The following is an 11,307-nucleotide window of genomic DNA, read 5'->3' as shown; positions in this document are numbered from 1 at the left end:
AAATTATTAGGGGGCATCGGTATAACATGGTGGTCTGCCAAAGGTATAAATTAAAGAGATGCCTGTAAACATATACCAATCATTTCCTTGCCCACCAAAATGTAATATTGGGTTTTCTGGAAATCTGGCAGTGCTATAGTCTAAATCGTCAACAAAGGTATAGCGAACTTTTGTTTCAAAGGCAAAGGCTAAATTACTGCTTCCTAATCGTCCTTTAATACCTAGCCCAAAAGGGATGGCATAAGAATATTTTTGTTGTAAAGTAATTGTGTTATTGCTCGAAATGGCAACAGGAGATTTGTAATTAAATGTTGCAGCTTCAATTAAAATATACGGTGTAAACGATTTACTGTGTTTTGAAATGTTGTATTCAAAAAAGTTATATTCCATTCCTAAAGCAAACTCATTTATCGTATTCTTAAAGCTTCTGCCTTGTTGTTTTCTATATGGGTTTGAAGCGTTAGCATCGTCTGCTTTAATGGGCAAGTATGTATAAGTGGCTCTAAAACCTATTCTAGGGGTGTAGTTGTATTTATACATAAAGGCTCCTGAAAAATTTTCAGGATATATGTAATTTGTTCGTCCTATATCACCCACATAGTTACAGCCCCCTATAAATAAGCCTATTTCATGGATTTGAGAAAAAGTGCTGTTTGTTACTAAAATAAACAATATGTAAAAAAAAACGTTTTTCATTACTATGATAGCGTGCAAATATAGTTAATTTGAAATTGCTTAAAAACGGTTATAAATCAATTTTTTAAAAACTAGATTATAACTAATGGTTGATACGTAATTGATTGATACATTTAAAAAATGTTATCAGTTGAATAACTAATATTTTGCCGTTTTATTGTTGAATAAAACACTATAAGGGTTCATTTCGGGTATCTTCGCCCCATAACAATTTACCTCGTATAGTTTTTAAAAATGATTGGTTTTTAAGTAAAATGCTTTTAATGGTAAACGGTGTTTTTTTAATATGTATTTTAGTTTTTTGTTTAACTGTTGTAATTCGAGAGTCTAAAGAAACTAAAAAATCTTTTTCTCGTGCGCTTACTTCTAATTGTATGGTAATATCGTCGCTAATTACTAATGGGCGAGCATTTAAATTGTGTGGTGCAATAGGTGTGATAATCAGGTTTTTAGAGTTGGGTAATACAACAGGGCCATCACAACTAAGCGAGTATCCTGTAGAACCTGTTGGGGTTGCAATAATTAGCCCGTCAGCCCAATAATTGGTTAAGTATTCATTATTTAAATAGGTTTTTATACCAATCATAGCGGTCGTATTTCTACGGGCAATAGTAATTTCGTTTAAAGCAAAATTAAGTTCTGCAAATTCTGGGGTACTCGGGGTTGTTTTTATTTCAAGTAATGAGCGTTCTTGAATACTATATTCTTTTCGAATTAAAAGGTCAATAGCTTGTTTTATTTCATTTTTTTGTACGGTTGCTAAAAAACCTAAACGCCCAGTATTAATACCTAAAACAGGGATATTTAAATCTCGAATAAAAGTTATCGCTCGTAAAATAGTACCATCTCCGCCAATACTAAACAGAATGTCAAATGAATTGTTTAAATCGCTAAAATGAGCGTAGGTAGGGTATTTTTTTTGTATAGTATTGTTTTTTTGTAATAAGTCGTAAAAATTTTTTTCAAAAAAAACGACAATATTATGCGTTTCTAGAACCGTTAATAAAATTTCGATTTCTTTTTCTGCAGAAACTGTATATGCTTGTCCGTAAATGGCTGCTTTTTTCACTGTTTTATCGTTTTTATACGAGAATACTTGGTAAAGAGGTGTTACAAATTACATATCTAAGTATTTTTTTAGATATTCTGATCGGTTTTTTAAGTCTTCTAAATATACATCATCTTCGTGCTGGGTTACAACGTTGTAATTATACCTTCGAAAAGTTTGTATAATTTCATTTATTTGTTTTGCAATGACTTTAAGGGTAACTCGAGTAATATCATTTTCTTGTGAAGAGATATACATACCTAAAAGTTTGCCATTATTGGTTTCTACAATTTGAGAAATTTCACTCATCGAATAATCATCTTTGTTTTTTTCTACAATAATTGTATTACTTTCATTATGTAAAAAAGGGCTATCGGCAAAAGCATCTAAAATGTCACTTAGTTCGTAGTATCCAATGTAATTCTGGTCATTGTCTAAAACGGGAATTAGATTGGTATCATTGTCGGCAAACAACGTAATTAAGTCCAGTAAAGTTGCTTTTACATTTGTATGAAAATGGTCAAATAGGTAGGTGTATTCTTTTAACTCTCTATTTTTATTTTCTATTGTTTGCACATCGCTTTCGGGTAAACATCCTATAAGTTTATTATTTTCTACTACTGGAATGTGAGTAATAGGTAATTCTTTACAAATGTTTTGGGCGCTTTTAATAGTGCTCTGCAGGGTAAGCGCCTTTATTTCTTTTAAAATGTATTCATTAATATTCATTGCTACGAATATAGTTTAAAATGTTTTAATAATTTACCTTTGTGGCTTATTCTAAATATAATGACAAAGTTAAGTGTAAATATTAATAAAATTGCAACATTGCGTAATTCTCGTGGTGGCGATGTTCCTAATTTATTAAAAGTTGCAGCCGATATTCAAGAATTTGGTGCGCAAGGCATTACAATACACCCTAGACCTGATGAACGGCATATTCGATATCAAGATGCTTACAATTTAAAACCGATAGTTACTACCGAGTATAATATAGAGGGTAACCCAATTGATAAATTTATACAATTGGTGTTAGATGTAAAACCTACTCAGGTTACATTAGTGCCAGATGGCGATGATGTTTTAACCTCAAATGCAGGTTGGAATACTGTTGCAAATCAATTATATTTACAAGAAGTGATTGCGGTATTTAAAGAAGCAGGGATAAGAACTTCTATTTTTGTTGACCCTGATTTAAAAATGGTAGAGGCTGCGGCAAAAACCGGAACTGATAGGATAGAATTATATACTGAGCATTTTGCTAGCGAATTTGAAAAAGGAAATAAAGACGCTATAAAACCGTATGCCGAAGCAGCCGTTTTGGCTCATCAGCTAAAATTAGGAATTAATGCTGGGCATGATTTAAGTTTAAACAATATACAGTTTTTTAAACAACATATTTCTAATTTGGCAGAGGTTTCTATAGGGCATGCATTAATTTCAGAAAGCTTATATTTAGGATTAGAAAACGTAGTAAGCATGTATCTTAATAAGTTAAAATAGTATCTAAAATTATTATGCAAATTCTTCATTCTCGTATTGTAGGGTCGGGTAAGCCATTGTTAATCTTACATGGTTATTTTGGTATGGGAGATAATTGGAAAAGTTACGCCAATAAATTTGCGTTAGATGGTTTTGAAGTTCACTTGATAGACCAGCGCAATCATGGGCGAAGTTTTCATTCCGATGCTTTTAATTATGAATTAATGGTTGCTGATTTATATGCCTATATTAAACACCATAATTTAGAAAAAGTTGATTTGTTAGGGCACTCAATGGGCGGAAAAACAGTTATGTTGTTTGCTGTAGAATATCCTGAAATGGTAAACAAATTAGTTGTTGTTGATATTTCTCCAAAAATGTATTTGCCTCATCATCAAAATATTATAAAAGCGTTAAATTCCGTTGATTTTGTGACACAAAACACTCGAAAATTAGTAGAAGAACAATTAGCAAAATACATTCCTGAAATATCTGTACGACAATTTTTATTAAAAAACACCTATCGTAAAGATAAAGAAAACTTAGCTTTTCGATTCAATTTACCGTCATTAACAGCAAACAATAACGAGGTAGGGGAGCCTCTTCCGTCATTTACGGTTTTTAAAGGAGAAACATTATTTGTGAAAGGAGAAAATTCAGGTTATATAACAACTGAAGACGCCGCTTTAATTAACGCTCATTTTCCAAATTCAAAAATTATTACCATTTCTAAAGCAGGTCATTGGGTACATGCTGAAAATCCAACCGATTTTTATGATGCCGTTGGTACATTTTTAACAAAAATGATATAAAAAGCAATAATTAAGTAAGTTTTAAACAAAAAACAGTTAATTGTTAATTACTTACCAATATTGTTATTCTTTTTTGTTGTACTAAATTTAGAGTTTTAGTAGTTTTGTTCGCTTAATAATACTACACTAAATGAGTAACTTAAAAACAATTAAATCTGCATTAATTTCGGTATTTAGCAAAGAGGGTTTAGAGCCGATAGTACAAAAATTGAACGAACAAAATGTAACTATTTATTCTACTGGAGGAACAGAAAAGTTTATTAAAAATCTTGGTATAGATGTTATTCCTGTAGAAAACATAACTTCGTATCCATCAATATTAGGAGGGCGTGTAAAAACATTACACCCAAAAGTTTTTGGAGGTATTTTAAATAGACAAGAAAACGAACAAGATATTGCTGAATTGGCTACCTACAAAATACCTCAAATCGATTTAGTAATCGTTGATTTGTATCCGTTTGAAAAAACGGTTGCTTCAGGAGCATCTGAACAAGATATAGTAGAAAAAATTGATATAGGAGGTATATCGCTTATTAGAGCTGCAGCAAAAAACTTTAAAGATGTTTTTACGGTTTCTTCAGTAGAACAATACAGTGAGTTTTTAGATTTGATTACAAGAAATAATGGCGAAACTAGCCTTGAAGATAGAAAACGATTTGCAGCCAAGTCGTTTAATGTTTCATCGCACTACGATACAGCTATTTTTAATTATTTTAATACAGATGAGGTTGTTTTTAAAGCGAGTGAAACCAAATCAAAAGTTCTACGTTATGGAGAAAATCCGCATCAAAAAGGCTATTTTTTCGGTGATTTAGAGGCTATGTTTGATAAGTTACATGGTAAAGAACTAAGTTACAATAATCTGTTAGATATAGATGCAGCTGTAAATTTAATAAATGAGTTTGCAGGAGAATTACCTACGTTTGCCATTTTAAAACATAACAATGCTTGTGGTGTAGCACAACGAAAAACAATTCGTCAAGCTTATGTAGATGCTTTGGCTGGTGACCCAGTTTCTGCTTTTGGAGGTATTTTAATTTCTAATACAAAAATTGATAAACCTACTGCAGATGAAATTCATAAGTTATTTTGTGAGGTAGTAATTGCACCAAGTTATGACGCAGATGCTTTAAACGTTTTAAAAGGAAAAAAGAACCGAATTATTTTAGTTCAAAAAACAACAGAGTTACCTAAACAAACTGTTCGAACCACTTTAAACGGGTTATTAGTACAAGATAAAGATGATAAAACAGACACGGTTAAAGATTTATCGTATGTTACTAACAATAAACCAACACTAAATGAGTTAGAAGACTTGTTGTTTGCATCAAAAATATGTAAACATACCAAATCAAATACTATTGTATTGGCAAAAGACAAGCAACTGTGTGCTAGTGGTACAGGTCAAACCAGTAGGGTAGACGCATTAAAACAAGCAATTGAAAAAGCGGTTAATTTTGATTTTGATTTAAATGGAGCGGTAATGGCAAGTGATGCATTTTTTCCGTTTCCAGATTGTGTCGAAATTGCAGATAAGGCAGGGATAAAAAGTGTTATACAACCTGGAGGATCTATTAAAGACGAATTAAGTATTGCGTATTGTAACGAGCATAATATGTCAATGGTTTTTACAGGGGTAAGACATTTTAAACATTAATAAATTCTATTGTAAAATCAACACATAATTTATTAAATTTGTGAGAATTTTTTAGTAGAAGAAAAACAAGAACAAGTATTTATGGGTTTTTTTGATTTCATGACTGAGGATATTGCTATCGATTTAGGTACGGCAAACACCCTAATTATTCATAATGGAAAAGTAGTTATAGACAGTCCGTCTATTGTAGCAAGAAATAGAATTACGGGTAAAATCATAGCAATTGGTAAAGAGGCGAATTTAATGCAGGGGAAAACCCATGAGAATATAAAAACTATTCGACCTTTAAAAGATGGGGTAATTGCTGATTTTCAGGCTTCTGAAGAAATGATTAAAGAATTTGTAAAACAAATTCCTGCAATTAAAAAGAAAATATTTCCTCCATCATTACGTATGGTAATTTGTATCCCTTCAGGTATTACTGAGGTAGAAAAACGAGCTGTAATTGATTCAGCCCGTCATATGAATGCAAAAGAAATATATTTAATATACGAACCTATGGCAGCGGCTATTGGGGTAGGTATTGATATTATGGAGCCTAAGGGCAATATGATTATTGATATAGGTGGTGGTACTACTGAAATAGCAGTAATTGCTTTAGCTGGTATTGTATGCGACCAATCGGTAAAAGTTGCTGGCGATTTATTTACAAGTGATATTATGTATTATACCCGTGCTCAGCACAATTTATATGTTGGAGAAACTACAGCAGAAAAAATAAAAATTGAAATTGGGGCGGCAACAGAAGATTTAGAAACTCCACCAGAAGATATGATGGTGCAAGGGCGTGATTTATTGAGTGGAAAACCTAAACAAGTACAAATATCATATCGCGAAATAGCAAAAGCCTTAGATAAATCTATTTTACGAATAGAGGATGCTGTAATGGAAACACTATCAAAAACGCCACCAGAGTTGGCTGCTGATATTTACAATACAGGAATTTATTTAGCAGGCGGTGGTTCGATGCTTCGAGGTTTAGATAAACGATTATCTAGAAAAACAGATTTACCAGTTTATGTGGCTGAAGACCCTTTACGAGCTGTAGTTAGAGGTACTGGAATGGCACTTAAAGATTTAAATAAATATAAGAATATTTTAATTAGATAATAAAAAAAGCTTTATACTTCTATGCAGCAGCTTATATATTTTTTTCAGAAGTATAAAGTTTTTTTATTTTTTCTGTTACTAGAGTTTATTGCCATCGCATTAACTATTAATAACTATAACTTTCATAAAAGTAAAATAGTAGGTTCTGCTAATTTTGTTACTGGCGGAATGCTAAAAACCTATTCTGATTTTTCTGATTATTTACATTTAAAATCACAAAATAAAGACTTAGTTCAAGAAAATGTGTACCTTAAGAATTTAGTAGAAAAAATTCGATTTTCTAATGATAGTATTATAGAAAACACAGTTGTTGATAGTTTATACAGACAAAAGTTTAAGTACCTAAAAGCTAAAATAATTAATAACAATTATAGCAACCAATTTAACTTTATAACAATAGATAAAGGAGAAGGTAATGGGGTAGCTAAAGAAATGGGGGTGGTTAATGGTAAAGGAATTATAGGTATTGTAGATTATGCAACAAATAAATATGCAAGAGTGCAATCTATTTTAAATAAAAATAGTAAAATAAACGCTCGATTTAAAAATAGCTCTCATTTTGGTACACTCACTTGGGACGGAAAAGATTATAATATTGTGCAGTTAACAGATATACCTAGACAAGCGGTTTATAAAAAAGGAGATACAATTATTACAGGGGGTAAGTCTACTATTTTTCCAGAAGGTATAAATATTGGAACCATTGTTAAAGTGCCAGCCCAAAACACAGCTTCTAACACACTCGATATAAAATTATTTAACGATATGAGTAACATAAATTATGTGTACGTTATAAATAATTTAGAAAAAGAAGAAATTAAATCTGTAGAAAATATAACCAATGAATAAGACCGCAGAAATAATATTCTTATTCTTTTTTCTCTTGTTTTTACAAGTGTTTATATTAAATAAAATTTTGTTTTTAGGGTATATTAATCCCTATTTATACATTGCTTTTGTGTTTTTATATCCACTTAAAGAAAATAAAACTTCATTGTTAATTTCAGCTTTTTTGTTAGGTTTATGTGTCGATTTTTTTTCTAATTCAGGTGGAATTCATGCATTTGCAACTGTGTTTATTGCTTACATTAGATCGTATTTAATTCATCCTATTTTTAGAAAATCACCAGCCGACTATCCCTTTTTTAATCTAAGATTAGAACCCTTTGGAAAAGTTTTTAACTATGTTTCAATTTTAACCATAATACATCATTTTCTTTTATTTAGTCTTGCTAATTTTAGTTTTCAAAATTATGTTAATGTGTTGATTAACACCCTTTTTTCAAGTATTTTTACATTAATATTATTCTTTTTAGGAGATTATATTTTTAGACCTAAGAAAGTATCATAAATGAAACGAAGTTACTTATTAATCTTTTTAATTATTTTTTTTGGAATTATTTTTATAGGAAGATTATTTCAACTTCAAATTATAGAGGGGTCAACATATAACCCTGTAAAAAATGTTGCTGTAAAAGTAGTTTATGATTTTCCAGAACGAGGATATATCTATGATAGAAACAATAAATTGCTGGTAGCTAACCAATTGTCGTATGATGTAATGGTGGTGCCAAATGAAGTAGAACCTTTAGATACATTAGAGTTTTGTTCGTTTTTAAAAATAGATAAAGATGATTTTAAAAAGCGATTAGATAAAGCAGTAAAATATGCAGGATGGCTTCCATCGGTATTTTTAAAGCAATTAGCAAAACAAGATTTTGCGTATTTACAAGAAAAACTAAATAAATTTAAGGGGTTTTATATTCAAAAAAGAATTATTAGAAATTACCCTATAAAATCTGCGGCAAATGTTTTAGGTTATATTAGTGAGGTAAATGAAAGTATTGCAAAAAATAGTAGCGAATATGAACAAGGTGAGTTAATTGGTGCTTGGGGGGTAGAAAAACAGTACGAGAAAGTATTGAGAGGCGTAAAAGGGAAAAAATATTTACAACGTAATAATCGTAACAAAATTATAGGATCGTACAAAGATGGACAGTACGATACAGTTGCAATTCCAGGAAAGGATTTAACCTTAACCATTGATAGTGATTTACAAGTTTATGGTGAAAAATTAATGAAAGGTAAACGAGGAGGTATTGTTGCTATAGAACCTAGTTCTGGAGAAATTTTAGCTTTAATTACGTCACCTAGTTATGATCCTAATTTAATGGTAGGGCGAAAACGCAAAAAAAATTCGTTTATTTTATTTAACGACACTATTAATAAACCTATGATTGATAGAGGGTTGCAAGCTCAATATTCACCAGGGTCTCCATTTAAAATTATAAATGGGTTAATAGGTTTGCAAGAGGGGGTTATTGATGAAAATTTTTACGTGTATTGTAATCACGGCTATCGTTATGGAAGAAGAAAAAATGCTTTTATGCGTTGTCACTGTGGTATTGTTGGTCGCCCTATTCGATTTAAAACGGCAATAGCTAAATCATGTAACACTTATTTTGCAACTACTTACAGAAAAATTATTGATAAATTCGAAAACCCCTCAATAGGGATGGATGCATGGAGTAATCATGCAAAAAGTTTTGGTTTAGGTAATTACTTAGGGTACGATTTGCCTTCTGGGCAAAAAGGGCGAATACCAGATGGTCAATTTTATGATAATAATTATAAATTTAGATGGGGTGCCACAACAACTATTTCTAATGCTATTGGGCAAGGAGAGGTAGAAACAACGCCTATTCAGTTAGCAAATATGACGGCAGCCATAGCTAATAGAGGTTTTTTTTACACTCCGCATATTGTTAAAAAAATAGCCAATCAATTTATAAAAGATAGTACCTATACTGTTGCCAAGAAAACAACAATTCAAGAAAAGTATTTTCCGCCAGTTATTGATGCTATGCAAGAGGTTTTTAAAACGGGTACAGGAAGGTGGAGTCAGGTTAAAGGAATAGAAATGTGTGGTAAAACGGGTACGGTAGAAAATTTTATTCGAGCAAATGGAGTAAAAAAACAACTTCCAGATCACTCTATTTTTGTTGCTTTTGCACCAAAAGAAAATCCTAAAATAGCATTAGCCATTTTTGTCGAAAACGGGGGATTTGGGTCTGTTGTTGCCGCTCCAATAGCCAGTTTGTTAATCGAAAAATACATTAATAAAAAAATATCGAAAGCTTCAAAATATAGAGAAGCTAAAGTGCTTAAAACAAATTTGCAAAGCGTGTATAATTTGCAAATACAAAAACCTGATAGTATTGCGACAAGAACGAAATAACATATTTTTAGGCGTAGATTGGTTACTTGTTATACTCTATGTTGTCTTGGTTGGTTTTGGCTGGATGAATATTTATGCAGCATCTATATCTAACGAGAGCTTACCATTGATAAACCTTTCCACTAAATACGGTAAACAGCTTCTTTTTATTTGTTTGAGTATTCCGCTTATAATTTTCGCTCTTTTTTTTAATTCAAAATTTTATGAGCGTTTTGCGAGTATTTTATACCTTATTTCACTTGTTTTTTTAATTGGGTTGTTTTTCTTTGGAAAGAAAATAAATGGAGCAACTTCATGGTATGATTTTGGAGGAATAGGTTTACAACCTTCAGAATTTGTAAAGGCATTTACAGCTTTGGCTGTTGCTAAATTATTGAGTGATAGAAACTATAATTTTAAACTCGTAAAAAATCAGATAAAAGCTTTTTTAATTATACTTTTTCCTGCTTTTTTAATAGCCTTACAGCCTGATATGGGGTCGGTTTTAATTTATATGGCTTTCTTTTTTGTTTTTAATCGAGAAGGCTTAACAGTTTATTACATTTTACTTGGGTTTATTACGGTAGTTTTATTTATATGTGTTATTTATTTTGGTAAGTTTTGGGTGTTAGGGGTTTCGTATGGTTTAATAAGTGCATACTTTATATATGTAATTTATAGGAACCCACAATTTTTGCGGTTTAATTGGCAAAAAATTATAGGGGTTTTTCTTATTGTTGGATTATTTATTTTTAGTGCAAATTATGCTTATAATCATGTTTTATCAGTACATCAAAAAGATAGATTTGATATTTTATTAGGATTAAAAACCGATAATAAAGGGATAGGGTATAATTCACATCAATCAGAACTTACCATTAGTTCTGGAGGTTTTTTTGGTAAAGGATTTTTGCAAGGAGATAGAACACAAGGGCATTTTGTGCCTGAACAACATACCGATTATATTTTTAGCACAGTAGGTGAAGAATGGGGTTTTCTAGGTTCTAGTCTTGTTATTATATTGTTTATTGTAATGCTTCTTAGAATTATTTACTTGTCAGAAACACATACTAATAAATTTGGTCGAATTTATGGCTACGGGGTTGCTTCAATTTTGTTTTTTCATATATTGGTAAATATAGGAATGGTTATTGGCTTGTTTCCAACAGTAGGGGTTCCATTACCCTTTTTTAGTTATGGCGGTTCTTCGCTTTGGGGATTTACCATTTTACTTTTTATTTTTATTCGGCTAGATGCGCATAAAAAGTATGATTTGTAGGTTTTA

At 31.1% G+C, this 11,307-nt stretch carries 11 protein-coding genes; 8 read left to right on the top strand and 3 right to left on the bottom strand.

Translation table 11 applies throughout. The features are described 5' to 3' along the window. Positions 1–6: 6 nt before the first annotated feature. The 3 genes from AB2B44_RS02095 to AB2B44_RS02085 all read right to left on the bottom strand — a co-directional run bounded on the left by AB2B44_RS02095 (position 7) and on the right by AB2B44_RS02085 (position 2,473). Positions 7–696, bottom strand: a complete 690-nt coding sequence (locus AB2B44_RS02095) for a DUF6089 family protein (protein WP_369047895.1) — start codon at positions 694–696, stop codon at positions 7–9. A 172-nt stretch (positions 697–868) separates the two neighbouring features. Beyond that, on the bottom strand, positions 869–1,765 hold the full coding sequence (locus AB2B44_RS02090) for an NAD kinase (protein ID WP_369047894.1): 897 nt from the start codon (positions 1,763–1,765) through the stop codon (positions 869–871). 48 nt (positions 1,766–1,813) lie between these two features. Then, on the bottom strand, positions 1,814–2,473 hold the full coding sequence (locus AB2B44_RS02085; protein ID WP_369047893.1) for a CBS domain-containing protein: 660 nt from the start codon (positions 2,471–2,473) through the stop codon (positions 1,814–1,816). Between the two features lie 60 nt (positions 2,474–2,533). On the opposite strand from AB2B44_RS02085, the gene AB2B44_RS02080 reads away from it, so the two are divergent. The 8 genes from AB2B44_RS02080 to rodA all read left to right on the top strand — a co-directional run bounded on the left by AB2B44_RS02080 (position 2,534) and on the right by rodA (position 11,301). After that, positions 2,534–3,247 carry a pyridoxine 5'-phosphate synthase gene (locus tag AB2B44_RS02080; protein WP_369047892.1) on the top strand — a complete coding sequence of 238 codons (714 nt, stop codon included), beginning with the start codon at positions 2,534–2,536 and terminating at the stop codon, positions 3,245–3,247. 14 nt (positions 3,248–3,261) lie between these two features. After that, entirely contained in the window at positions 3,262–4,038 is a 777-nt protein-coding gene (locus AB2B44_RS02075; protein WP_369047891.1) for an alpha/beta fold hydrolase, read from the top strand. A gap of 130 nt (positions 4,039–4,168) precedes the next feature. Next, on the top strand, positions 4,169–5,695 hold the full coding sequence (purH, locus tag AB2B44_RS02070; protein ID WP_369047890.1) for a bifunctional phosphoribosylaminoimidazolecarboxamide formyltransferase/IMP cyclohydrolase: 1,527 nt from the start codon (positions 4,169–4,171) through the stop codon (positions 5,693–5,695). Positions 5,696–5,776: 81 nt separating this feature from the next. After that, positions 5,777–6,805: a rod shape-determining protein gene (locus AB2B44_RS02065; protein ID WP_369047889.1), complete on the top strand. Its 1,029-nt coding sequence runs from the start codon at positions 5,777–5,779 to the stop codon at positions 6,803–6,805. Between the two features lie 21 nt (positions 6,806–6,826). Further along, positions 6,827–7,654 carry a rod shape-determining protein MreC gene (gene mreC, locus AB2B44_RS02060; RefSeq protein WP_369047888.1) on the top strand — a complete coding sequence of 276 codons (828 nt, stop codon included), beginning with the start codon at positions 6,827–6,829 and terminating at the stop codon, positions 7,652–7,654. Then, positions 7,647–8,156 (top strand): rod shape-determining protein MreD, encoded by a 510-nt coding sequence (mreD, locus tag AB2B44_RS02055; RefSeq protein WP_369047887.1) that lies wholly within the window; start codon positions 7,647–7,649, stop codon positions 8,154–8,156. The genes mreC and mreD overlap by 8 nt, the downstream gene beginning before the upstream one ends. After that, entirely contained in the window at positions 8,157–10,043 is a 1,887-nt protein-coding gene (gene mrdA / locus AB2B44_RS02050) for a penicillin-binding protein 2 (RefSeq protein ID WP_369047886.1), read from the top strand. Beyond that, a complete protein-coding gene (gene rodA / locus AB2B44_RS02045) occupies positions 10,024–11,301 on the top strand; it encodes a rod shape-determining protein RodA (RefSeq protein WP_369047885.1) in 1,278 nt (425 codons plus the stop codon). The genes mrdA and rodA overlap by 20 nt, the downstream gene beginning before the upstream one ends. Positions 11,302–11,307: the final 6 nt, after the last annotated feature.

It is taken from the genome of Tenacibaculum sp. UWU-22 (assembly GCF_041021355.1).
In the GTDB taxonomy this organism is placed as follows: domain Bacteria; phylum Bacteroidota; class Bacteroidia; order Flavobacteriales; family Flavobacteriaceae; genus Polaribacter.
This window is presented reverse-complemented; position numbering and strand designations above follow the sequence as displayed.